The organism is Streptomyces rubrogriseus (assembly GCF_027947575.1).
Classification (GTDB): domain Bacteria; phylum Actinomycetota; class Actinomycetes; order Streptomycetales; family Streptomycetaceae; genus Streptomyces; species Streptomyces rubrogriseus.
Map to the genome: position 1 here is coordinate 2493795 of NZ_CP116256.1, position 22611 is coordinate 2516405.

At 72.4% G+C, this 22611-nt stretch carries 21 protein-coding genes; 16 read left to right on the forward strand and 5 right to left on the reverse strand.

Going from position 1 to position 22611, the window contains the following annotated elements:
• The first annotated feature begins 15 nt into the window (after positions 1 to 15).
• From Sru02f_RS11035 to Sru02f_RS11055, 5 genes are all read left to right on the forward strand, one after another.
• On the forward strand, positions 16 to 1155 hold the full coding sequence (locus Sru02f_RS11035; RefSeq protein WP_109033694.1) for a sensor histidine kinase: 1140 nt from the start codon (positions 16 to 18) through the stop codon (positions 1153 to 1155).
• 181 nt (positions 1156 to 1336) lie between these two features.
• A complete protein-coding gene (gene pheS, locus Sru02f_RS11040) occupies positions 1337 to 2458 on the forward strand; it encodes a phenylalanine--tRNA ligase subunit alpha (RefSeq protein ID WP_109033695.1) in 1122 nt (373 codons plus the stop codon).
• Positions 2458 to 4971, forward strand: a complete 2514-nt coding sequence (pheT, locus tag Sru02f_RS11045) for a phenylalanine--tRNA ligase subunit beta (RefSeq protein WP_109033696.1) — start codon at positions 2458 to 2460, stop codon at positions 4969 to 4971. Before pheS ends, pheT begins: the two co-directional genes overlap by 1 nt.
• 400 nt (positions 4972 to 5371) lie before the next feature.
• Positions 5372 to 6712 carry a transcriptional regulator gene (locus tag Sru02f_RS11050; RefSeq protein ID WP_109033697.1) on the forward strand — a complete coding sequence of 447 codons (1341 nt, stop codon included), beginning with the start codon at positions 5372 to 5374 and terminating at the stop codon, positions 6710 to 6712.
• 117 nt (positions 6713 to 6829) lie between these two features.
• The gene (locus tag Sru02f_RS11055; protein WP_109033698.1) at positions 6830 to 7372 is read left to right on the forward strand and encodes an NUDIX hydrolase; all 543 of its coding nucleotides are present in this window, start codon (positions 6830 to 6832) and stop codon (positions 7370 to 7372) included.
• On the opposite strand, the gene Sru02f_RS11060 is transcribed toward Sru02f_RS11055, so the two are convergent.
• Positions 7363 to 8274, reverse strand: coding sequence for a 3-hydroxybutyryl-CoA dehydrogenase (locus tag Sru02f_RS11060; RefSeq protein WP_079032931.1), 912 nt, complete (start codon positions 8272 to 8274; stop codon positions 7363 to 7365). The two genes, Sru02f_RS11055 and Sru02f_RS11060, sit on opposite strands and share 10 nt — an antisense overlap.
• Positions 8275 to 8410: 136 nt before the next feature.
• Between Sru02f_RS11060 and Sru02f_RS11065 the strand changes: the two genes are divergently transcribed.
• A complete protein-coding gene (locus Sru02f_RS11065; RefSeq protein ID WP_109033699.1) occupies positions 8411 to 9655 on the forward strand; it encodes a glycoside hydrolase family 10 protein in 1245 nt (414 codons plus the stop codon).
• A 31-nt stretch (positions 9656 to 9686) separates the two neighbouring features.
• Here Sru02f_RS11065 and Sru02f_RS11070 read toward each other — a convergent pair whose 3' ends face one another.
• Entirely contained in the window at positions 9687 to 9881 is a 195-nt protein-coding gene (locus tag Sru02f_RS11070) for a DUF1918 domain-containing protein (protein ID WP_003977235.1), read from the reverse strand.
• 40 nt (positions 9882 to 9921) lie between these two features.
• Complete coding sequence (locus Sru02f_RS11075; RefSeq protein ID WP_109033700.1) at positions 9922 to 10848, reverse strand: DMT family transporter; 927 nt, start codon at positions 10846 to 10848, stop codon at positions 9922 to 9924.
• Between Sru02f_RS11075 and Sru02f_RS11080 the strand changes: the two genes are divergently transcribed.
• The 3 genes from Sru02f_RS11080 (at position 10847) to Sru02f_RS11090 (ending at position 13506) form a co-directional block, all read left to right on the forward strand.
• Complete coding sequence (locus Sru02f_RS11080; protein WP_167469719.1) at positions 10847 to 12316, forward strand: aminotransferase-like domain-containing protein; 1470 nt, start codon at positions 10847 to 10849, stop codon at positions 12314 to 12316. The genes Sru02f_RS11075 and Sru02f_RS11080 overlap by 2 nt on opposite strands.
• A 55-nt stretch (positions 12317 to 12371) precedes the next feature.
• Entirely contained in the window at positions 12372 to 12812 is a 441-nt protein-coding gene (locus tag Sru02f_RS11085; protein WP_109033701.1) for a GNAT family N-acetyltransferase, read from the forward strand.
• Between the two features lie 73 nt (positions 12813 to 12885).
• Positions 12886 to 13506 (forward strand): histidine phosphatase family protein, encoded by a 621-nt coding sequence (locus Sru02f_RS11090; protein ID WP_109033702.1) that lies wholly within the window; start codon positions 12886 to 12888, stop codon positions 13504 to 13506.
• Here Sru02f_RS11090 and Sru02f_RS11095 read toward each other — a convergent pair.
• Positions 13469 to 13921: a DUF6314 family protein gene (locus Sru02f_RS11095; protein ID WP_174855167.1), complete on the reverse strand. Its 453-nt coding sequence runs from the start codon at positions 13919 to 13921 to the stop codon at positions 13469 to 13471. The genes Sru02f_RS11090 and Sru02f_RS11095 overlap by 38 nt on opposite strands.
• 142 nt (positions 13922 to 14063) lie before the next feature.
• Between Sru02f_RS11095 and Sru02f_RS11100 the strand changes: the two genes are divergently transcribed.
• Both Sru02f_RS11100 and Sru02f_RS11105 read left to right on the forward strand, forming a co-directional pair.
• Positions 14064 to 16538 (forward strand): alpha-L-arabinofuranosidase C-terminal domain-containing protein, encoded by a 2475-nt coding sequence (locus Sru02f_RS11100; protein WP_109033704.1) that lies wholly within the window; start codon positions 14064 to 14066, stop codon positions 16536 to 16538.
• Between the two features lie 62 nt (positions 16539 to 16600).
• Positions 16601 to 17125 (forward strand): AAA family ATPase, encoded by a 525-nt coding sequence (locus Sru02f_RS11105; protein WP_109033705.1) that lies wholly within the window; start codon positions 16601 to 16603, stop codon positions 17123 to 17125.
• Here the strand turns inward: Sru02f_RS11105 and Sru02f_RS11110 are convergent.
• Positions 17115 to 17579: a hypothetical protein gene (locus Sru02f_RS11110; RefSeq protein ID WP_244941914.1), complete on the reverse strand. Its 465-nt coding sequence runs from the start codon at positions 17577 to 17579 to the stop codon at positions 17115 to 17117. The two genes, Sru02f_RS11105 and Sru02f_RS11110, sit on opposite strands and share 11 nt — an antisense overlap.
• A gap of 131 nt (positions 17580 to 17710) precedes the next feature.
• Here Sru02f_RS11110 and argC point away from each other — a divergent pair, with 131 nt between their 5' ends.
• From argC to Sru02f_RS11135, 5 genes are read left to right on the forward strand one after another with little or no spacing between them, the layout of a single operon-like run.
• On the forward strand, positions 17711 to 18739 hold the full coding sequence (argC, locus tag Sru02f_RS11115; RefSeq protein WP_109033706.1) for an N-acetyl-gamma-glutamyl-phosphate reductase: 1029 nt from the start codon (positions 17711 to 17713) through the stop codon (positions 18737 to 18739).
• Entirely contained in the window at positions 18736 to 19887 is a 1152-nt protein-coding gene (gene argJ / locus Sru02f_RS11120) for a bifunctional glutamate N-acetyltransferase/amino-acid acetyltransferase ArgJ (RefSeq protein WP_109033707.1), read from the forward strand. The genes argC and argJ overlap by 4 nt, the downstream gene beginning before the upstream one ends.
• Positions 19884 to 20804: an acetylglutamate kinase gene (argB, locus tag Sru02f_RS11125; protein ID WP_109033708.1), complete on the forward strand. Its 921-nt coding sequence runs from the start codon at positions 19884 to 19886 to the stop codon at positions 20802 to 20804. The genes argJ and argB overlap by 4 nt, the downstream gene beginning before the upstream one ends.
• Entirely contained in the window at positions 20801 to 22009 is a 1209-nt protein-coding gene (locus Sru02f_RS11130) for an acetylornithine transaminase (protein WP_109033709.1), read from the forward strand. Before argB ends, Sru02f_RS11130 begins: the two co-directional genes overlap by 4 nt.
• A 7-nt stretch (positions 22010 to 22016) precedes the next feature.
• Complete coding sequence (locus Sru02f_RS11135) at positions 22017 to 22556, forward strand: arginine repressor (protein ID WP_030190204.1); 540 nt, start codon at positions 22017 to 22019, stop codon at positions 22554 to 22556.
• The last annotated feature ends 55 nt before the right edge of the window (positions 22557 to 22611 follow it).

Here is a 22611-nt window from a genome sequence, read left to right on the forward strand (position 1 = left end):
AGGTGGGGTACGGGGATGAGCGTCGGCACGAGCAGCGCACCGGGAGCACGCCAGGTGCCGCGCCCGCCCGCGCCCCGCACGTCCGTCGATCCCGCCGACCTCGGCATCGACCCGGACCAGCTGCCCGACGGCCTGGTCGTCGCCGACGAGCACGGCCGGGTGGTCTGCTTCAACGCCGCCGCCGTCCGGATCACCGCCACCCCCGCCGCCGAAGCCCTCGGACAGCCCCTGGAGAGCGCCCTGCCGCTGGAGGACCTGGAGGGCCGCCGCTGGTGGCAGCTCACCGACCCCTACGGCGGCCTCGCCATCCGGGTCCGACAGCCCGAGCGCAACCTGCTGCTCCCCGGCGGACGGGAGGTCCTGGTCACCGCCCGCTACGTCCGCGCCGAACGCCTCGGCCCCGTCCACCGCGTCGTCGTCACCCTGCGCGATACCGAGGCCCGCCGCCGCACCGAGCGCAGCCATGCCGAGCTGATCGCCACCGTCGCCCACGAGCTGCGCTCCCCGCTCACCTCCGTCAAGGGCTTCACGGCCACCCTGCTGGCCAAGTGGGAGAGGTTCACCGACGACCAGAAGCGGCTGATGCTGGAGACCGTCGACGCCGACGCCGACCGCGTCACCCGGCTCATCGCCGAGCTGCTCGACATCTCCCGGATCGACTCCGGCCGCCTGGAGGTGCGCCGCCAGCCCGTCGACATCGGCGCCGCCGTCGGCCGGCACATCCAGGCGTACGTCGCCTCCGGTCTGGAGGCCGACCGCTTCCTGCTCCGCCTCGCGCAGCCGCTGCCCGACCTGTGGGCCGACCCCGACAAGGTCGACCAGGTGCTCAGCAACCTGCTGGAAAATGCCGTGCGGCACGGCGAGGGAACCGTCACCATTGACGTCACGCCCACGGCGTCCCCCCGCGAAGGGGAGGACACCGGCACGTCGGTCACGGTGAGCGACGAGGGGGCGGGCATCCCGGAGGAATCCATGAACCGCGTCTTCACCCGCTTCTGGCGGGGCAGCAAGCGCGGTGGCACCGGCCTCGGGCTGTACATCGTCAAGGGCATCGTCGAGGCCCACGGCGGCACCATCACGGTCGGCCGCGCCCCCGGGGGCGGCGCCGAGTTCCGATTTACGTTGCCCGTGGCGGCACCGGCGTACCTCACCTGAGCATCAGCTGAGACGGCCGACGACCCCACGGGCGTAATCCAGCGTTCCACAGCCCCGTTAGACTCGGTCTTTGGCACCTTTGCGTCCAGATCCGCAGACGAAGCGTCGACGAAGCGTCTCCGCCGTGTCTGAGGACCGTAGACGGGGCGTCCCAGCCAGCCAATCGGAAGCACGGGAAGAGATGTCGGCACCGAATAAGTCGTACGACCCAGTCGAGGTCGAGGCGTTGAAACCGGAAGAGATCGAGCGCATGCGGGACGAGGCGCTCGCCGCCTTCGCCGCCGCGGACTCCCTCGACGCGCTCCAGGAGGCCAAGGTCGCCCACACCGGCGGCACCTCCCCGCTGTCGCTGGCCAACCGCGAGATCGGCGCCCTGCCCCCACAGGCCAAGGCCGAGGCCGGCAAGCGCGTCGGCATGGCCCGCGGCGCCGTGAACAAGGCGCTGGCCGCCCGCCAGGAGGAGCTGGAGGCCGAGCGCGACGCGCGCGTCCTGGTCGAGGAGGCCGTGGACGTCACGCTGCCCCACGACCGCGTGCCGGCCGGCGCCCGCCACCCGCTCACCACGCTCTCCGAGCGCATCGAGGACATCTTCGTCGCCATGGGCTACGAGGTCGCCGAGGGCCCCGAGGCCGAGGCCGAGTGGTTCAACTTCGACGCCCTCAACATCGGCCCGGACCACCCGGCCCGCGGCGAGGCCGACACGTTCTTCGTGCAGGGCCCGGAGGGCGGCGCCGAGTCCGGCGTCGTGCTGCGCACCCACACCTCGCCCGTGCAGATCCGCTCGGCGCTCTCCCGCGAGCTGCCGGTCTACGTGATCTGCCCCGGCCGGGTGTACCGCACCGACGAGCTGGACGCCACGCACACCCCCGTCTTCCACCAGGTCGAGCTGCTCGCCGTCGACGAGGGCCTGACCATGGCTGACCTCAAGGGCACGCTGGACCACATGGTCCAGTCGCTGTTCGGCGCGGAGATGAAGACCCGGCTGCGGCCGAACTTCTTCCCCTTCACCGAGCCGTCCGCCGAGATGGACATGCTCTGCTACGTCTGCAAGGGCGCGTCCGTCGGCAACCCCGACCGGCCCTGCCGCACCTGCTCCAGCGAGGGCTGGATCGAGCTGGGCGGCTGCGGCATGGTCAACCCGCGGGTGCTCACCGCCTGCGGTATCGACCCCGAGAAGTACAGCGGCTTCGCCTTCGGGTTCGGCATCGAGCGGATGCTGATGTTCCGCCACAACGTCGAGGACATGCGAGACATGGTCGAGGGTGACGTCCGGTTCACCCGGCCGTTCGGGATGGAGATCTGATGCGGGTCCCGCTTTCCTGGCTGCGGGAGTACGTCGACCTGCCGGCCACCGAGACCGGCCGCGACGTGCAGGCCAAGCTGATTTCGGCCGGCCTCGAGGTCGAGACCGTCGAGCACCTGGGCGCCGACCTCAAGGGCCCCCTCGTCGTCGGCCAGGTGCTGACCATCGAGGAGCTGGAGGGCTTCAAGAAGCCGATCCGCTTCTGCACGGTGAACGTCGGCCGGGCCAACGGCACCGGTGAGCCGCAGGAGATCGTCTGCGGCGCCCGGAACTTCGCCGTCGGCGACAAGGTCGTCGTGGTCCTCCCCGGCGCCACCCTGCCCGGCGGATTCTCGATCTCCGCCCGCAAGACCTACGGCAAGACGTCCCACGGCATGATCTGCTCCAGCGACGAGCTGGGCATGGGCGACGACGGCACCCACGGCATCATCGTGCTGCCGCCGGAGACCGAGGTCGGCAAGGACGCCATCGAGCTGCTGGAACTGGTCGACGAGGTGCTGGACATCGCCGTCACCGCCAACCGCGGCGACTGCCTGTCCATCCGCGGTGTCGCCCGTGAGGCCGCCATCGCCTACGGCCTGCCGCTGCGCGACCCGGCGCTGCTCGACGTGCCCGGTCCCAACGCCTACGGCTACCCGGTGAAGATCGCCGACCCCACCGGCTGCGACCGCTTCACCGCCCGCACCGTGACCGGCCTCAGCGCCGAGGCCCGCTCCCCGATCTGGCTCCAGCGCCGGCTCCAGAAGGTCGGCATGCGCCCGATCTCGCTCGCCGTCGACGTCACCAACTACGTGATGATGGAGCTGGGCCAGCCCCTGCACGCCTACGACCGCTCCCTGGTCCAGGGCACCATCGGCGTGCGCCGGGCCCAGGAGGGCGAGAAGATCGTCACCCTCGACGGCACCGAGCGGAAGCTGCACGCCGAGGACCTGGTCATCACCGACGACCGGGGCCCGATCGGCCTCGCCGGGGTCATGGGCGGCGCCAACACCGAGATCGCGGACCACGGCGACACCGAGAACGCGACGAGTGACGTGGTCATCGAGGCCGCCCACTTCGACCAGGTGTCCATCGCGCGCACCGCCCGCCGGCACAAGCTGTCCTCCGAGGCGTCCCGCCGCTTCGAGCGCGGCGTCGACCCGCAGGCCGCCGCCGCTGCCGCGCAGCGCACCGTCGACCTCCTCGTGCTGCTCGCGGGCGGCACCGCCGAGGCCGGCGTCACGGAGATCAGCGCCCCGTCCGCACCGCACACCATCAGCGTCCCGGCCGACCACCCGGACAAGGTCGCGGGTGTGGAGTACGGCCGGGAGACCGTCGTGCGCCGCCTCCAGGAGGTGGGCTGCGACGTCTACGGCCAGGACGAGCTGATCGTCACCGTGCCGTCCTGGCGGCCCGACCTCACCGACCCGAACGACCTCGCCGAGGAGGTCATCCGCCTGGAGGGCTACGAGAACCTGCCCTCCACGCTGCCCCGACCCCCCGCGGGCCGCGGCCTCACCTCCCGGCAGCGGCTGCACCGCCGCGTCGGGCGGGCCCTGGCCGGTGCCGGTTACGTCGAGGCGCTGAACTACCCGTTCGTCGGCGAGCAGGTCTTCGACCAGCTCGGTCTCGACGCCGACGACCCGGCCCGCCGCGTCGTCAGGCTGGTCAACCCGCTCAGCGACGAGGAGCCCGCGCTGCGTACCTCGCTGCTGCCGGGCCTGCTCGCGGCGCTGCGGCGCAACGACGGCCGGGGCGCGCACGACCTCGCGCTGTTCGAGACCGGCCTGGTGTTCCACCCGCGCGACGAGCAGCGCGTCGCCGCCAACCTGCCCGTCGACCGGCGCCCCAGCGAGGAAGACCTCGCCGCGCTGGACGCGGCGCTGCCCGACCAGCCCCGGCACGTCGCCGTGGTCCTGGCCGGCGCCCGCGAGCAGGCCGGCTGGTGGGGCAAGGGCCGTCCGGCCGACTGGGCCGACGCGGTCGAGTCCGCCCGGACCGTCGCCCGCGAGGCCGGCGCCGAACTGGGCGTCCGCAAGGGCCAGTACGGGCCGTGGCACCCGGGCCGCTGCGCCGAGCTGTTCGTCACCGTGGACGGCGAGGAGCGCGTCGTCGGACACGCGGGTGAGCTGCACCCGCGGGTCGTGAAGACGCTGGGCCTGCCCGCGCGCACCTGCGCGATGGAGCTGGACCTCGACGCGGTGGAGCGGGTCGGCGACGACATCCCGCAGGCGCCGGGCATCTCCACCTTCCCGGTCGCGACGCAGGACGTGGCGCTGGTGGTCGACGCGTTCGTCCCGGCCAGTGAGGTCGAGGCCGCGCTGCGCGAGGGTGCGGGCGAACTGCTGGAGTCCCTCCGGCTGTTCGACGTGTACGACAACGCGGAGCAGCTCGGTGAGGGGCGCAAGTCGCTGGCGTACGCGTTGCGCTTCCGCGCGGGGGACCGGACGTTGACGGTCGACGAGGCGTCGGCCGCCCGCGATGCCGCGGTCGCCCTCGCGGGCGAGCGGGTCGGAGCGGTGCTGCGCAGTTAGCGGTTCGGTTCGCCCAAGGGGCGTGGGGTTTCTGCCGGTTCGGCGGCCGCGGGTAGTCGGTGGCCGGTCGCGCAGTTCCCCGCGCCCCTTGACGGACGTCAGCGCGACGTGCCTTCTTCGGGGGCGCGGGGAACTGCCTCTGCGTACCCGGCGGAGCCGGCTCGCCGTCCGCCCCGCCACGGAGTGTCGGGCAGGCAGCTGGGCGGACGGCGCGGATACGGGCCGCCGCACTGTACGAGGGGGAGCCGGCGGCCCGGCCGGCCTCTTTCGAGGCCCCTCAGTCAACCGGCCCGGAACTCTCCGCGACAGCGCGCACACGCTGCGGATGCGCGTACTCCGTTCACACCCCGTGTGAAGACCGACGCACTACGCTGTCGGCACCGATTCACCGGGGGCACCCATGCAGCCCAACACCCTGCTCGACGCGATCCTCGACGAGGCCGGGATCTCGCACGCGGGACTGGCCGCGCACGTCAACCAGGCGGGCCGGGCGCGCGGGCTCGCACTGAGGTACGAACACACCGCCGTCGCGCGGTGGTTGAAGGGCCAGCGTCCGCGCGGCCAGGTGCCCGACCTGATCTGCGAGGTCCTTGCGTCCCGGCTGCACCGCCCCGTCACCCTCGACGACATCGGCCTCGGCGTGCCCGGCGAACCCGCCGCCCCGCACACCGGATCGCTGTCCGGGTTCGTGGAGCGCGCCACCGCCCTGTGGCGCTCCGACCAGCAGCAGCGCCCGCACATCCTCGGCGCCCCCGCGCTCACCGGCACGCCGGCCGTGCTGCCCGTTTGGGAGTGGGAGAACCCGCCCGAGGACACGGACGTCTCCCGCGGCGGGCGGCACCGGGTCACCGCGGCCGACCTGGAGACGGTGCGCTGCGCCCGTACGCACTACGAGCAGATGTACCGCAAGGCCGGCGGCATCGCGACCCGCGCCCGCATCGTCGGCTTCCTCAACTCCGAGGCCGCGCCGCTGCTGCGCGGCAGCTACACCGACGCCACCGGACGGCAGTTGCACCGGGCCACCGGGGGCCTGGTGGCCGTCGCCGGGATCTGCGCGTACGACTCCGACGCGCACGGCCTCGCGCAGCGCTACTTCCACCAGGCGCTGCGGCTCGCCAAGGCCAGCGGCGACCGGGGGCTCGGCGCGTACGTCATCGCGCTGCTGGTCAACCAGGCGCTCTTCATGCGGGAGTACCGGCAGGCCGTCGCCTTCGCCGAGGCCGCGCTGCGCGCCGCCGGCCGGCACATCACCCCGGCGCTCGCCTCCGACCTGTACGCGATGCAGGCGAAGGCGTACGCGCACCTGGGCGACGGCAGCGGCGCGCTGGCCTGCATCCGCCGGGCCGAGCAGGCCGCCGAGCGCATCCGGCGGGGGTACGAGCCCGACGAGACCGGCTACGTCCAGCCCGGACTGGTCAACGTCCAGGTGGCGGAGGCGCTGCTGAGCCTCGGTGAACTCGCGGCGGCCGGGGAGCACGCGGCGGCGGCCGTCGACACGCCCGCGCACGACCGGGGCCGCGTGCACCGGCTCGCCATGCTCAGCACGATCGAACTGCGTCAGGGCCACGCGGACAAGGCGGTGGCGACGGCCGTGCGGATGGCCGAACAGGCCCGGGGAATGGAGTCCCACCGGCTGCGCGACAGACTGCGCGCGGTGCGCGAGCACCTGGTGAGCAGCGGTTGCGCGGGCACGGCCGAGGCCGCCGAACTCATCGACGGGGCACTGCGCGTACCGCTGTAGGCGTCCCGTCCGCCCCGCCCCTGCGCCCACCCCTGCGCCGTGAGCGGCCCCGTACGCCTGCTGCCGGAACGCTGCTGCTGCGATATTGCCACCTACTCAAAGAAAGGTGGCAGAACAGTGCAGTGGGCGAAACAGAGCGAACAAAATGTGTACTCAAATCGATGGTTCAGCGTCAATCTCGCCGATGTCCTCCTGCCGGACGGCCGGCACCTCGACCACTTCCTGATACGGATGCGCCCCGTGGCGGCCGCCACGGTCGTGAACGAGGCCGACGAGGTCCTCCTGCTGTGGCGGCACCGTTTCATCACCGACAGCTGGGGCTGGGAACTGGCGGCCGGAGTCGTCGAGGACGGCGAGGACGTCGCGGTGGCGGCGGCCAGGGAACTGGAGGAGGAGACGGGCTGGCGGCCCGGACCGCTGCACCACCTGATGAGCGTGGAGCCCTCCAACGGCCTCACCGACGCCCGGCACCACGTCTACTGGGCCGAGGAAGGCACGTACGTCGGACACCCCGTGGACGACTTCGAGTCGGAGCGCCGGGAATGGCTCCCCCTCAAGCTCGTCCCCGACCTCGTCGCCCGCGGGGAGGTCCCGGCCGCCAACATGGCGGCCGCGTTACTCCTGCTGCACCACCACAGGCTCGGGCGCGATCAGCCGTAGGCGTAGAAGCCCGAGCCGCTCTTGCGGCCGAGGCGGCCCGCGTCGACCATGCGCTGGAGCAGCGGGGGAGCGGCGTACAGCGGCTCCTTGTACTCCTCGTACATCGAGTACGCCACCGAGGCGACCGTGTCCAGGCCGATCAGGTCGGCCAGCTTCAGCGGGCCCATCGGGTGGGCGCAGCCCATCTCCATGCCGTTGTCGATGTCCTCGCGGCTGGCGATGCCCGACTCGAACATCCGGATCGCGGAGAGCAGGTACGGGATCAGCAGCGCGTTGACCACGAAGCCGGAGCGGTCCTGGGCGCGGATCGCGTGCTTGCCGAGCACCTTCTCGGTGAACAGCTGGGCCCGGCTGAGCGTGCCCTCGGAGGTGGTGAGCGCCGGGATCAGCTCGACGAGCTGCTGCACCGGGGCCGGGTTGAAGAAGTGGATGCCGATCACGTGGTCGGGCCGCGAGGTGGCGACCGCCAGCTTCACCAGCGGGATGGAGGAGGTGTTGGAGGCCAGGATCGCGTCCGGCCGGGTCACGACCTGATCGAGCACCTGGAAGATCTCGGTCTTGACCTGCTCGTTCTCGACGACGGCCTCGATCACCAGATCACGGTCGGCGAACTCGCCGAGGTCGGTGGTGAAGCTGAGTCGCGCCTGCGTCGCGTCCCGCTCCTCCTCGGTGATCTTGCCGCGCTCGGCCGCCTTGGTCAGCGAGTTGTACAGCCGGGTGCGGCCGATCTCCAGAGCCTCGCCGGTGGTCTCGGCGACCATCACCTCCAGACCCGAGCGGGCGCACACCTCGGCGATGCCCGCCCCCATCTGACCGCAGCCGACCACGCCGACGCGTGCGATATCTCCCGAGATGCCGGTCACATCGTCCCTTTCGCTGACTCCACGGCTGGCCGCAGGCATGCCGGGTCCCCGGCGCCTGCTCCGATCGAGCACGTTACCTCCGAATGGTCACGGTTCCGTCTCCCGGGTCGGGCATGCTGAGGCCCCGTACACGATCCGTGACCGTACGGATCCACAGCGTTCAGGAGGTCTTCCCATGGGCGGTGTCTCGCGCCGTGCCTTCACGGTGGCGGCGTTGTCGGCGTTCACGCTCGTGCCCGAGGCGTCGGCAGCGGCCCCAGGCCCGGCGAAGCCGGCGCCCCCGCGCAGCGCCGCCGCCGGGATGCGGGGGATGTGGCTGGCGACCGTGGCCAACCGCGACTGGCCCACCCGCGCGGGGCTGCGCGCCGCCGAGCAGCGCGCGGAGCTGATCGAGCACCTCGACAACGCGGTCCGGCACCGCCTCAACACGGTGATCCTCCAGGTGCGGCCGACGGCCGACGCGCTGTGGCCCTCGGCACACGAGCCGTGGTCGCAGTACCTGTCCGGCAGTCAGGGCCGCGACCCCGGCTGGGACCCGCTGGGCACGGCGGTCAAGGAGGCCCACGCCCGCGGCCTGCACCTGCACGCCTGGTTCAACCCGTACCGCGTCGCCACCCACGACGACCCGGCCCGCCTCGTCTCCTCCCACCCCGCGCGGAAGAACCCCGGGTGGGTGGTGCCGTACGGCGGGCAGCTGTACTACAACCCCGGGCTGCCCGAGGTCCGGGCGTTCGTCCAGGACGCGATCATGGACGCGGTGGCGAAGTACGAGGTGGACGGGGTCCACTTCGACGACTACTTCTACCCCTATCCGGTGGCGGGCCGGAGCTTCGACGACGGCGGCACCTTCACCACCTTCGGCACCGGCTTCGCCACGAAGGCCGACTGGCGCCGGGACAACATCGACCGGCTGGTGCGCGAGACCGCGCAGCGCGTCAAGGACGTCCGGCCGGCCGCCCGCTTCGGCGTCAGCCCCTTCGGCGTGTGGCGCAACGCCGCCACCGACGAGCGCGGCTCCGACACCCGCGCGGGCGTGCAGACGTACGACGACCTGTACGCGGACACCCGCAAGTGGGTGCGCGAGGGCTGGATCGACTACGTCGTGCCGCAGCTGTACTGGAACATCGGCCTGGACGGCGCCGACTACGCGAAGCTGCTGCCCTGGTGGGCCGAGACCGCCCGGGGCAGCCGCACCCAGCTGTACGTGGGCGAGGCGCTGTACAAGTCCGGGGACCCGGCGCAGCCCGCCGCCTGGCAGGACCCGGCCGAACTCTCCCGCCACCTGACGCTGGCCGCGCGGTACCCGGAGGTCCGCGGTCACGTCTACTTCTCGGCCAAGGACGTCGCCGACGACCGCAGCGGCGCGATGGCGCGGCTGGCCGCCGACCACTACGCGCAGCCAGCCGCCGCCCCGCGCTGAACCGCTCGCGCGCGGGGGTGCGGCCGCTGGGCTACAGCTGGGTCTCCCGGTGCCGGATCTCCGAGTCGGGGCCGGGCGAGCACACGGCCTCGTGCCCGTCCTCGAACCGGACCCGGTACGGGGGAGTGCCCTTGTCGCCCATCACTTCGACGATCTCCGCGACCTTGTCGTGCTCACCGACCACCCGGCCGTGCTGGACCAGCTGGTCGCCCTTGGTTGCGTGCATCCGTGAGGCCTCCTCACCTGTGTGCGGCTGAGGGCGGGCGCTAACCCCTGGCCCGCTGGGTGACCGCGATGCACACCAGTACGGCCGCGGCCGTCAGCGGAGCGGCCACCGGCAGGTGCTCGCCCAGGAGAAGTACCGACCACACCAGTGTGAGCAGCGGCTGGGCCAGCTGCAACTGGCTGGCCTTCGGAATGCCGATCGCCGCCATGCCCCGGTACCAGACGACCAGGCCGAGGAACTGCGAACCGATCGCCACCCACAGCAGCCCGGTCACGGCGTGCGCCGTCAGGTGCACCGGCTCGAAGGACAGCGCCACCGCCGCCATCGGCACCGTCAGCGGCAGGCACAGCACCAGCGCCCAGCCGATGACCTGCCACCCCGGCATCACCCGGGCCAGCCGGCCGCCCTCCGTGTAACCGGCGGCGCACACCAGCAGCGCCCCGAAGAGATAGGCGTCGGCCGAGGTCAGCGCTCCGCCGCTCTGCTGCACCGTGAAGGCGATCACGGCCGCCGCACCCGCCAGGGCCGCGATCCAGAAGGTGCGCGAGGGGCGGGTGCCGACGCGCAGGGCGGACAGCAGCGCGGTGGTCAGCGGCAGCAGGCCCACCACGACGGCGGCGTGCGCCGTGGTCGACGTCTGCAGGGCGAGCGTCGTGAGCAGGGGGAAGCCGAGGACCACCCCGGCGCCCACCACCGCGAGGCCCAGCCAGTGCCGCCGCTCGGGCGGTGCCACCCGCAGCACCACCAGGCAGGCCCCGGCGACGGCGGCGGCGAGGATACTGCGCACGGCGATCAGGGACCAGGGCCCGAAGCCCTCCAGGCCCCAGGCGGTGGCGGGGAAGGTGAGGGAGAAGGCGACGACACCGAGGGCGGCCTGGACGGTGCCGAAGGACGCACCGCCGGTGTCCGCGCCGGTGGCGTCGACTGCTATCCGGGACGGCGCGGTAGCGCTACTCTGTGCTCTCATGCAAGAGCGTAGCAGCGTCGCTGACCTGGTGACCGTGTTGCGGCGCGAGTTGGACCGCTACTCACCCGGCGGAAAGCTCCCGTCCAGCCGTGCCCTGGTCGACCGGTTCCGGGTGAGCCCGGTGACGGTCTCCCGCGCCCTGGCCCAGCTGGCCGCCGAGGGGCTGGTCGTCACCCGGCCCGGCGCCGGCGCCTTCCGTGCCCGGCCCCGCCCCTCGGCCGCACCCGCCGGGGACACCTCCTGGCAGGAGGTGGCGCTGAGCGCCGACGGCGCCGCCGACCTCGTACCGCGCTCGGTGGACGCCTCCGGGGTGCTGGTCTCGCTGGCCGCCCCGCCGTCCGGCGTCGTGGAGTTCAACGGCGGGTACCTGCACCCCTCGTTGCAGCCGGAGCGGGCGATGGCGGCGGCCCTGGCCCGGGCCGGGCGGCGGCCCGGCGCCTGGGGCCGACCGCCGATGGAGGGGCTGCCGGAGCTGCGGGAGTGGTTCGCGCGCGGCATCGGCGGGGCCATCACGGCGGCCGAGGTGCTGATCACCGCGGGCGGCCAGTCCGCGCTGGCCACCGCCCTGCGCGCGCTCGCCCCGCCCGGCGCCCCCGTGCTCGTCGAGTCCCCGACCTACCCCGGCATGCTGGCCATCGCACGGGCGGCCGGCCTGCGCCCGGTGCCCGTCCCCGTGGACGCCGACGGCGTACGGCCCGCCCTGCTCGCCGACGCCTTCCGCGCGACCGGCGCCCGGGTCTTCGTCTGCCAGCCCCTGTTCCAGAACCCGACCGGTGCCGTGCTCGCCCCCGAGCGGCGCGGCGAGGTGCTGCGCATCGCGCGGGCGGCCGGCGCGTTCGTCGTGGAGGACGACTTCGTGCGCCGGCTCGTGCACGAGGACGCGGGCCCGCTGCCCGCCCCGCTCGCCGCCGACGACCCGGACGGCGTCGTGGTCCACGTCTGCTCGCTGACCAAGGCGACCTCGCCCAGCTTCCGGGTGAGCGCCCTGGCCGCGCACGGGCCGGTCCTCGAACGCCTGCGCGCCATTCAGATCGTCGACACCTTCTTCGTGCCCCGGCCGCTCCAGGAGGCGGCGCTGGAACTCGTCGGCTCGCCCGCCTGGCCGCGCCACCTGCGCGCGGTGTCGGCCGAGCTGAAGGCCCGCCGGGACGCGATGACCTCCGCACTGCGGCTGAATCTCCCCGAGATCTCCCTGGCCCACGTCCCCTCCGGCGGCTACCACCTGTGGCCCCGGCTGCCCGAGGGCGCTGGGGGCACCTCCCAGGCTTTCGGCTCTGGGGGAGAGAGCGCCCTCGCCTCGGCCGCCCTGCGCGCGGGCGTCGCGATCACCCCGGGCCGCCCGTACTTCAGCGCCGAACCCCCGGCCGCCCACTTCCGGCTGAGCTTCGCCGCCGTCGCGAACGTCGGGGAGATCGCGGAAGGGGTACGGCGCCTGCGCACCGCCTGCCAGGAGGTGTGGGGCGGCTGACCCGGGCCCGATATTCCGGTCGACGGGCTCTCACCGGCCCTGCGAGCATCCCGGCATGACCGACACGCCGAGGCTCCCCGAGGGCTACGAGATCTCCACGGACCCGCACCGCATCGACGCCGGGCGCGTCCACCGCTGGCTGTCCACCGACGCGTACTGGGCCCTGGGGCGGACCCGCGAGAAGCAGGACCGGGCCGTCGAGGGCTCGCTCAACTTCGGCGTGTACGACGTGGTCTCCGGCGAGCAGGTGGCGTACGCCCGGGTGGTCACGGACCTGGCCACCTTCGCGTGGCTGTGCGACGTGTACGTCGACCCGTCGGTGCGGGCCAAGGGCCTCGGCACGGCGCTGGTCGCGGCCGTACGCGAGCACCTGGCGCCCCACGGGCTGCGGCGCATCCTGCTGGCGACGCACGACGCGCACGGGGTGTACGGGAAACTCGGGTTCACCGCGCTGGACCGGCCGGAGCAGTGGATGGCGTTCGCCTTCGGTCGGTGAGCCGTGGCACACCCTGGGTGACCCACAGGTAACAACCCTTGACCTGGACACCTTCCGGCTCCACCATCACCGCATGGCGCTTCGGGTCACGTTCGTCGCGGCTGCGCGCAGCTCACCGCTGCTCGCCGAGCGCTTCGACGACGAGCGGCCGCTGGACCAGGCCGGATGGGACGAGGCGCTGCGCGCCGCGGGCGAGCTGCTGCCGCTTGCCGCCGCCGAGTTGCGCTACTGCTCGCCCACGCCCCGCAGCCGTGCCACCGGTGACGCCATCGGCTGCGCGCCACTGTCCCAACTGGCCCTGCGGGACTGCGACATGGGGCGATGGCGCGGCCTGACGCTCGGTGAGGCCATGGCCCGCGAACCGGCGGCCGTGGACGCCTGGCTCGCCGATCCCCGGTCGGCCCCGCACGGCGGGGAGTCGCTGCTGGCGTTCATCACCCGGGTGGGCGGCTGGCTCGACACCCGCCCCGGGGAGGACGGTGACCGGATCGTCGCCGTGGCCGAGCCCTCCGTGATCCGGGCCGCGCTCGTCTACGCACTGAAGGCGCCGCCCGCAACCTACTGGAACCTGGACGTCCGCCCGCTGTCGACGACCACCGTGACGGGCCGCGCGGGCCGGTGGAGCCTCCGTTTCGACGGTGCGCCGGACCAGGGTGCTACGCATCCGGCGTTTCGCGCAGGTAATCCGTCGTGAGCAGCAGGTCCTTGGCCGGGCCGCCCACCCGCCACACCGTCCGCCAGCGGTCCGGGCCCCGAACGGTGAACTCACCCCGGTAGAGGTCGGCGGCGCAGGGGTGGTCGGCCACATGGTGCCCCGAGCTCAGGTCCAGGCCGTGGAAGGGGCGGCCGTCCGCGAAACGCACGTCCACCCGGCCCGGCCCGCTCCCCGGCTCGTAACGCAGCGTGCGCTCGGCGGGCCGGGTCACCCCCTGCCAGGTGAAGGCGCCCGACTCCCGGCCGATCAGCCCGCCGCCGTCGAGCGCGTCGAAGGACGTGCGCCCCTCGAATCGGCCCTCCAGGCCACCCGCCAGATCCCGCACCGACCGCTCGGTGCGCCAGCGTCCCGCGAGGTACGCCAGCACGTCGGGCACCGGCCACAACTCGCCCATTTCCACTCGCTTTCCCGCTCCGGCCCACTCGTTGCCGCGCGACCCATTGACGCGCCGCGGCCCCCTCCCTATCTTGCCGTTCGAAGTGCTGACCAATGTCCGATATCCCGAACGACTACCTGGTGAGAGCCGCGGAGTATCCATGTCACGCACCCGCTGGAGACTCGGTCTCAGCGTCACCGCCCTCCTGACGGCAGCCGCCCTGCTGCCGTCCCCGGCACACGCGGAGGCCGTCGCCGACTACACGATCACCGTCGACCCGACCGACCGGGGCCCCGTGATCGACGACACGATGTACGGCGTCTTCTACGAGGACATCAACCGCGCCGCCGACGGCGGCCTGTACGCCGAACTCGTGCAGAACCGGTCCTTCGAGTACTCCACCGCCGACAACGCCTCGTACACACCGCTCACCGCGTGGGCGTCCGACGGCACGGCCGAGGTGGTGAACGACGAGGGCCGCCTCAACGAGCGCAACCGCAACTACCTCTCCCTGGCGGCCGGCTCCACCGTGACCAACGCGGGCTACAACACCGGCATCCGGGTCGAGAAGGGCGAGAGGTACGACTTCTCGGTCTGGTCCCGGGCCGAACACGGCACCACCCTCACCGTGACGCTCACGGACGCCGCGGGCACCCTCGCGAAGGCGCGCCAGGTGTCGGCGAAGGGGCAGTGGCGCAAGTACACGGCCACCTTCACCGCGACCCGCACCAGCAACCGCGGCCGCCTCGCCGTCACCACCACCGCCCCCGCCGCCCTCGACATGGTGTCCCTCTTCCCCCGCGACACCTACCGGCACCAGCCGAACGGCCTGCGCAAGGACCTCGCGGAGAAGATCGAGGCCCTGCACCCCGGCTTCCTGCGCTTCCCCGGCGGCTGCCTGGTCAACACCGGCTCCATGGCGGACTACAGCGCGGACTCCGGCTGGCAGCGCAAGCGCTCCTACCAGTGGAAGGACACGATCGGCCCGGTCGAGGAGCGCGCCACCAACGCCAACTTCTGGGGCTACAACCAGAGCTACGGCCTCGGCTACTACGAGTACTTCCGCTTCGCCGAGGACATCGGCGCCATGCCGCTGCCCGTCGTCCCCGCCCTGGTCACCGGCTGCGGCCAGAACAAGGCCGTCGACGACGACGCGCTGCTGAAGCGGCACATCCAGGACACCCTGGACCTCATCGAGTTCGCCAACGGCCCCCGCACCAGCGAGTGGGGCGGCAAGCGCGCGGAGATGGGCCACCCCAAGCCCTTCCACCTCACCCACCTCGAAGTCGGCAACGAGGAGAACCTCCCGAAGGAGTTCTTCGCCCGCTTCGAGCAGTTCCGCGCCGCCATCGAGGCGAAGTACCCGGACGTCACCGTCGTCTCCAACTCCGGTCCCGACGACTCCGGCGCCACCTTCGACACGGCCTGGCAGCTGAACCGCGACGCGGGCGTCGACATGGTCGACGAGCACTACTACAACAGCCCGCAGTGGTTCCTCCAGAACAACGACCGCTACGACTCCTACGACCGGAACGGCCCCAAGGTCTTCCTCGGCGAGTACGCCTCCCAGGGCAACACCTGGAAGAACGCCCTCGCCGAGGCCGCGTTCATGACCGGCCTCGAGCGCAACGCCGACGTGGTCAGGCTGGCCTCCTACGCCCCGCTGCTGTCCAACGAGGACTACGTGCAGTGGAGCCCGGACCTGATCTGGTTCAACAACCACGCGTCCTGGGGCTCGGCCAACTACGAGGTCCAGAAGCTGTTCATGAACAACACCGGCGACCGCGTCGTCCCCTCCACGGCCACCGGCACCCCCGACGTCAGCGGCCCCATCACCGGCGGCGTCGGCCTGTCGACCTGGGCGACCAGCGCGGCGTACGACGACGTGAAGGTGACCTCGGCCGACGGGGAGACCCTCCTGTCCGACGACTTCTCGGGCGACGCCTCGCGGTGGGCCCACTCGGGCGCCGGCAGCTGGACGGTCCAGGACGGCCAGTACGTCCAGACCGACGCGGCCGCCGAGAACACCATGGTCACGGCGGGCGACCCGGCCTGGCACGACTACGACCTGCACGTGAGGGCCACGAAGAAGTCCGGCAAGGAGGGCTTCCTGGTCGCCTTCGGCGTCAAGGACACCGGCAACTACTACTGGTGGAACCTGGGCGGCTGGAACAACACCCAGTCCGCCGTGGAGCAGGCCTCCGACGGCGGCAAGTCCACGCTGCTGTCCAAGGCCGGCTCGATCGAGACGGGCCGCGCCTACGACATCGACGTCGAGGTCAGGGGCCGCCAGGTCACCCTCTACCTCGACGGCGAGGAGTGGGGCAGCTTCACCGACGACAAGCCGGCCGAGCCGTTCCGCCAGACCGTCACCCGCGACGACCGCACCGGCGAGCTGATCGTCAAGGTCGTCAACGCCCAGGACACCGCGGCCCGCACCGCGGTGGACCTCGGCGGCGCGAAGGTGGCGTCCAGGGCCGCGGTCACCACGCTGGCCGCCGACCAGGACGCGGTCAACACCGAGACGGACGCCCCGGTGACCCCGGTGACCTCGACCTTCTCCGGAGCGGCGAGCGAGTTCACGTACACCTTCCCGGCGAACTCGGTGACGTTCCTGCGGATCAGGCAGCGCTGACCGTCGCCGGGCCCGGCGACCGGCGCACCGCGTCGCCGCCGGGCCCGGCTAGCGTTGGGCCCATGATCGTATGGCTGAACGGCACCCACGGCGCCGGCAAGACGACGACCGGCGCGCTCGTGCAGCGACTGCTCCCGGACTCCCGGGTGTTCGACGCCGAGAAGGTCGGCGAGACGCTCATGGACATCACACCGGGCCTGCCCGACACGGACAACTTCCAGCACTGGCCGCCGTGGCGGCCGCTCGTCGTCGAGACCGCCCGACGGGTGCTCGACTACACCGGCGGCACCCTGGTGATGCCGATGACGGTCCTGGTCGAGGAGTACTGGCGGGAGATCGCGGGCGGCCTCGCCGCGCACGGGGTCCCCGTACGGCACTTCGTGCTCCACGCCGACCAGGAGACCCTGCGGGCACGCATCGCGGGGGACAGCGTACTGGGACCGGACTCGCCGTTCCGCCTGCGGTACCTGGAGCCGTACGCCGAGGCCGCCCGCACCTGGCTGCACGCCGAGGCCGAGGTCGTCGACACCACGCACCTCACGCCCGCCGGGGCGGCGCTGCGGATCGCGGAGGCCGTCAAGGCGTAGGGGTGCGGTAGCGCCGGATCAACGCGGTCGTCTCCTGGTTGTACTTCGAGCGGCGCCGGGCGATCCACACGACGAGGGCCGCGCCGACCGGAGCCACCGTGTACTGGACCACCGCGTGCCGAAGCAGGGTCCCGCGGTCGGCGACCGCCCAGTCGCGGCCACCGAAGAGCGGGATGTCCTCGACCAGCTCCTCCTCGGCGGTGAAGTCCAGACCGTCGATCCTGCCCCGGCCCCGGCTGCCGTCCGCCAGCGTCCACGCGCCCCGGCACGGCCCGTCCCACTCGCAGTCGACGAACCCTTCGGTCACGGTCGGCTGCCCCTGCCGGTACCGGTCCGTGTTCCCCGCGGCGAACCACAGGGGAAGCGCGAGGGAGCACAGGCACACGACGAGCGCCGCGCGCTGCCACGGCCTCAGCCCGCCGACCAGCTCGACGATCCACGCACGCACAGCCACCCCCACGGTGCTCGGAGTCCGGAAGCGGCAGGCTAGCCGACGCCGCGGCAGCGCCCCGGGGCCGTCCCGTATCGCGTTGCATAAACGTGCATCGGCACGTATAGTCATGCTCTCCAGGAGGAGGGTTTTCCATGGCGGTACGTGCGGCGGTGGCCGGAGCGAGTGGGTATGCGGGTGGTGAGCTGCTGCGGCTGCTCCTGGCCCATCCCGAGGTCGAGATCGGCGCCCTGACCGGCAACTCCAACGCGGGGCAGCGGCTCGGCGCGCTGCAACCGCACCTGCTGCCGCTGGCCGACCGGGTGCTGGAGGCGACCACCCCCGAGGTGCTCGGCGGTCACGACGTCGTCTTCCTCGCGCTGCCGCACGGGCAGTCCGCCGCCGTCGCAGAGCAGCTCGGGCCGGACGTCCTCGTCGTCGACATGGGTGCCGACTTCCGGCTGAAGGACGCCGGGGACTGGGAGCGGTTCTACGGCTCCCCGCACGCCGGCACCTGGCCCTACGGCCTCCCCGAACTTCCGGGTGCCCGCGCCGCGCTGGAGGGGTCCAAGCGCGTCGCGGTGCCCGGTTGCTACCCCACGGCCGTGTCCCTGGCCCTCTTCCCGGCGTACGCCGCGTCGCTGGCCGAGCCCGAGGCCGTGATCGTCGCCGCCTCCGGCACCTCCGGCGCGGGCAAGGCGGCCAAGCCGCACCTGCTGGGCAGCGAGGTCATGGGCTCCATGTCGCCGTACGGCGTCGGCGGCGGCCACCGGCACACCCCCGAGATGATCCAGAACCTCGGCGCGGTGGCGGGGGAGCCGGTCACCGTCTCCTTCACGCCGACCCTCGCACCGATGCCGCGCGGCATCCTCGCGACCTGCACCGCGAAGGCGAAGCCCGGGGTCACCGCGGAGTCGGTCCGGGCCGTCTACGAGAAGGCCTTCGCCGACGAACCGTTCGTGCACCTGCTGCCCGAGGGCCAGTGGCCCGCGACCGCCTCCGTGTACGGCTCCAACGCCGTCCAGGTGCAGGTCGCGTACGACGCCGCCGCCGGCCGCATCATCGCCATCAGCGCCATCGACAACCTGGCCAAGGGCACCGCGGGCGGTGCCGTCCAGAGCATGAACCTCGCCCTCGGTCTCGACGAGACCACCGGACTGACGACGATCGGAGTTGCGCCGTGAGCGTGACGGCAGCGAAGGGATTCACGGCGGCGGGCATCGCCGCCGGGATCAAGGAGAGCGGCAACCCCGACCTGGCCCTCGTGGTCAACACCGGGCCCCGACGCTCCGCCGCGGGCGTCTTCACCTCCAACCGCGTCAAGGCCGCGCCCGTCCTGTGGTCGGAGCAGGTGCTGAAGAGCGGCGAGGTGACCGCCGTCGTCCTCAACTCCGGCGGCGCCAACGCCTGCACCGGACCCAAGGGCTTCCAGGACACCCACGCCACGGCCGAGAAGGTCGCCGACGTGCTCGGGACGGGGGCGGGCGAGGTCGCCGTCTGCTCCACCGGACTCATCGGCGTACTGCTGCCCATGGACAAGCTGCTCCCGGGCGTGGAGACGGCCGTCGGCCGGCTTTCCGAGCACGGCGGCGAGAAGGCCGCCATCGCCATCAAGACCACCGACACCGTGCACAAGACGTCCGTCGTCAGCAGGGACGGCTGGACCGTCGGTGGCATGGCCAAGGGCGCGGGCATGCTCGCCCCCGGCCTCGCCACCATGCTCGTCGTGATCACTACCGACGCCGACCTGGAGACCGAGGCCCTGGACCGCGCCCTGCGCGCCGCCACCCGGGTCACCTTCGACCGGGTCGACTCCGACGGCTGCATGTCCACCAACGACACCGTGCTGCTGCTCGCCTCCGGCGCCTCCGGCACCACCCCCGAGTACGACGCCTTCGCCGAGGCCGTCCGCACCGTCTGCGACGACCTCGGACAGCAGCTCATCCGGGACGCCGAGGGCGCCAGCAAGGACATCAGGGTCGAGGTCGTCAACGCCGCGACCGAGGACGAGGCCGTCCAGGTGGGCCGCACCATCGCCCGCAACAACCTGCTCAAGTGCGCCATCCACGGCGAGGACCCCAACTGGGGCCGCGTGCTCTCCGCCATCGGCACCACCGACGCGGCCTTCGAGCCCGACCGGCTGAACGTCGCCATCAACGGCGTGTGGGTCTGCAAGAACGGCGGCGTCGGCGAGGACCGCGAGCTGGTCGACATGCGCTACCGCGAGGTGCACATCGTCGCCGACCTCGCCGCGGGCGACGCCACCGCCACCATCTGGACCAACGACCTCACCGCGGACTACGTCCACGAGAACAGCGCGTACTCCTCATGAGCGACGGAACGAGCAACGCACCCACGCGGAAGCACACCGCGCTGCCCAAGGCCCAGATCCTCATCGAGGCGCTGCCCTGGCTGACCCGGCACCACGGCAAGACCGTCGTCATCAAGTTCGGCGGCAACGCCATGATCGACGAGGACCTCAAGGCCGCCTTCGCCCAGGACGTCGTCTTCCTGCGGCACGCCGGCCTCAAGCCCGTCGTCGTGCACGGCGGCGGCCCGCAGATCAGCGCCGCCCTCGACAGGCACGGCATCGTCAGCGAGTTCAAGGCCGGACTGCGCGTCACCACCGAGGACGCCATGGACGTCGTACGGATGGTGCTCGCCGGGCAGGTGCAGCGCGAACTGGTCGGGCTGCTCAACCAGCACGGGCCGCTCGCCGTCGGCCTCACCGGCGAGGACGCGCACACCCTCACCGCCACCAAGCACCAGCCCGAGATCGACGGTGAGCTCGTCGACATCGGGCGGGTCGGCGAGATCACCGAGATCGACACCGGCGCCATCGAGGCACTGCTCGCAGACGGCCGCATCCCGGTCGTCTCCTCGATCGCCCGTTCCCAGGACGACCACCACGTCTACAACGTCAATGCTGATACGGCGGCTGCGGCACTCGCTGCTGCGCTCGGCGCCGAGACTCTCATGGTCCTCACCGACGTGGAGGGCCTCTACGAGGACTGGCCGAACTCCGACGAGGTGATCAGCCGCCTCACCGCGTCCGAGCTGGAAAAGCTGCTGCCCGACCTCTCCAGCGGCATGGTGCCGAAGATGGAGGGCTGCCTGCACGCCGTACGCGGGGGCGTCACCACCGCCCGGGTCATCGACGGCCGGGTCCAGCACTCGATCCTGCTGGAGATCTTCACCGACGAGGGGATCGGCACGATGGTCGTGCCGGACGAACAGGGGGAGTCGTGAGCAACGAAGAGCTGACCGAGCGGTGGCAGGGCACCCTCATGAACAACTACGGCACGCCGCGCCTGCCCCTGGCGCGCGGCGAGGGCGCCCGGCTCTGGGACGCCGACGGCAAGGAGTACCTGGACTTCGTCGGCGGTATCGCGGTCAACGCGCTCGGCCACGCCCACCCGGCGGTGGTGGACGCCGTGAGCCGGCAGATCGCCTCCCTCGGCCACGTCTCCAACCTCTTCATCGCCGAGCCGCCCGTCGCCCTCGCCGAACGGCTGCTCCAGCACTTCGGCCGCGACGGCAAGGTCTACTTCTGCAACTCCGGCGCCGAGGCCAACGAGGGCGCCTTCAAGATCGGCCGGCTCACCGGCCGGCCGCACATGGTCGCCACCCGCGGCGGCTTCCACGGCCGCACCATGGGCGCCCTGGCGCTGACCGGCCAGCCCGGCAAGCAGGAGCCGTTCCTGCCGCTGCCCGGCGACGTCACGCACGTGCCGTACGGCGACCCGCAGGCGCTGGCCGCGGCGGTCACCGAGGAGACGGCGCTGGTGATCATCGAGCCGATCCAGGGCGAGAACGGCGTCGTCGTCCCGCCCCCCGGCTATCTGAAGGCGGCCCGCGCCATCACCGCCGCCACCGGTGCGCTGCTCGTCCTGGACGAGGTGCAGACCGGCGTCGGCCGGACCGGGCACTGGTTCGAGTACCAGGCCCACGAGGGCGTCCTGCCGGACGTCGTCACCCTCGCCAAGGGCCTCGGCGGCGGACTGCCGCTCGGCGCGACGGTCGCCTTCGGCCGCGCCGCCGACCTGCTCCAGCCCGGCCACCACGGCACCACCTTCGGCGGCAACCCGGTCGCCTGCGCCGCCGGACTCGCCGTCCTGGACACCATCGCCGACGAGGGACTGCTCGACAACGTCAAGCGGCAGAGCGAGACGCTGCGCGGCGGGGTCGAAGCGCTCGGCCACCCGCTCGTCGCCCACGTCCGGGGCGCCGGACTGCTCCTGGGTATCGTGCTCACCGAGCCGCTCGCCGCCCAGGTGCAGCAGGCGGCTCAGGACGCCGGAATCCTGGTGAACGCGCCCGCACCCGATGTCGTACGGCTGATGCCCGCGCTGAACCTCGGCGACGACGTGGTGGAGGCGTTCCTCGGGGCGCTGCCCGGCATCCTTGACCAGGCCGCCGAGACGGCCCACGGGGACGGACGATCCGGAGAATGAGACGACGATGAGCCACGCGCAGGAGCACGAGCAGACGGCAGGGCCCGCCCTGCCGCAGACCCGCACCGCACGCCACCGCCGGATCGTGGACATCCTCAACCGGCAGGCGGTGCGCTCGCAGAGCCAGCTGGCGAAGCTGCTCGCCGACGACGGGCTCACCGTCACCCAGGCGACGCTCTCCCGGGACCTGGACGAGCTGAACGCGGTCAAGATCCGCAACACCGACGGCGACCTCATCTACGCGGTGCCCAGCGAGGGCGGCTTCCGCACCCCGCGGGCGCCGCTCGGGGAGTCGGCGAAGGAGGAGCGGATGCGGCGGCTCTCCGCGGAGCTGCTGATCTCCGCGGAGGCGTCGGCGAACCTCGTGGTCCTGCGGACCCCTCCGGGGGCGGCGCAGTTCCTCGCCTCGGCGATCGACCAGGCGGAGCTGCACGACATCCTGGGGACGATCGCGGGCGACGACACGCTGATGCTGATCAGCCGGGAGCCCACGGGCGGGCAGGCCCTGGCGGACCACTTGCTGCGGTTGGCTCAGAACGGGGCCTGAAAGGGGCGGTGCGGTGATCTGCCGGCTGCGGGTAGTCGGTGGCTGGTCGCGCAGT

What these genes read in the sequence shown, in the direction of transcription:
- Sru02f_RS11075 (WP_109033700.1), bottom strand. Translation starts at nt 10,848, where the DNA reads ATGAGAGCACAGAGTAGCGCTACCGCGCCGTCCCGGATAGCAGTCGAC.
- Sru02f_RS11135 (WP_030190204.1), top strand. Translation starts at nt 22,017, where the DNA reads ATGAGCCACGCGCAGGAGCACGAGCAGACGGCAGGGCCCGCCCTGCCG.
- Sru02f_RS11085 (WP_109033701.1), top strand. Translation starts at nt 12,372, where the DNA reads ATGACCGACACGCCGAGGCTCCCCGAGGGCTACGAGATCTCCACGGAC.
- Sru02f_RS11070 (WP_003977235.1), bottom strand. Translation starts at nt 9,881, where the DNA reads ATGCACGCAACCAAGGGCGACCAGCTGGTCCAGCACGGCCGGGTGGTC.
- pheS (WP_109033695.1), top strand. Translation starts at nt 1,337, where the DNA reads ATGTCGGCACCGAATAAGTCGTACGACCCAGTCGAGGTCGAGGCGTTG.
- Sru02f_RS11065 (WP_109033699.1), top strand. Translation starts at nt 8,411, where the DNA reads ATGGGCGGTGTCTCGCGCCGTGCCTTCACGGTGGCGGCGTTGTCGGCG.
- Sru02f_RS11105 (WP_109033705.1), top strand. Translation starts at nt 16,601, where the DNA reads ATGATCGTATGGCTGAACGGCACCCACGGCGCCGGCAAGACGACGACC.
- Sru02f_RS11100 (WP_109033704.1), top strand. Translation starts at nt 14,064, where the DNA reads ATGTCACGCACCCGCTGGAGACTCGGTCTCAGCGTCACCGCCCTCCTG.
- Sru02f_RS11095 (WP_174855167.1), bottom strand. Translation starts at nt 13,921, where the DNA reads ATGGGCGAGTTGTGGCCGGTGCCCGACGTGCTGGCGTACCTCGCGGGA.
- Sru02f_RS11080 (WP_167469719.1), top strand. Translation starts at nt 10,847, where the DNA reads ATGCAAGAGCGTAGCAGCGTCGCTGACCTGGTGACCGTGTTGCGGCGC.
- Sru02f_RS11060 (WP_079032931.1), bottom strand. Translation starts at nt 8,274, where the DNA reads ATGCCTGCGGCCAGCCGTGGAGTCAGCGAAAGGGACGATGTGACCGGC.
- pheT (WP_109033696.1), top strand. Translation starts at nt 2,458, where the DNA reads ATGCGGGTCCCGCTTTCCTGGCTGCGGGAGTACGTCGACCTGCCGGCC.
- Sru02f_RS11050 (WP_109033697.1), top strand. Translation starts at nt 5,372, where the DNA reads ATGCAGCCCAACACCCTGCTCGACGCGATCCTCGACGAGGCCGGGATC.
- Sru02f_RS11090 (WP_109033702.1), top strand. Translation starts at nt 12,886, where the DNA reads ATGGCGCTTCGGGTCACGTTCGTCGCGGCTGCGCGCAGCTCACCGCTG.
- Sru02f_RS11035 (WP_109033694.1), top strand. Translation starts at nt 16, where the DNA reads ATGAGCGTCGGCACGAGCAGCGCACCGGGAGCACGCCAGGTGCCGCGC.
- argB (WP_109033708.1), top strand. Translation starts at nt 19,884, where the DNA reads ATGAGCGACGGAACGAGCAACGCACCCACGCGGAAGCACACCGCGCTG.
- argC (WP_109033706.1), top strand. Translation starts at nt 17,711, where the DNA reads ATGGCGGTACGTGCGGCGGTGGCCGGAGCGAGTGGGTATGCGGGTGGT.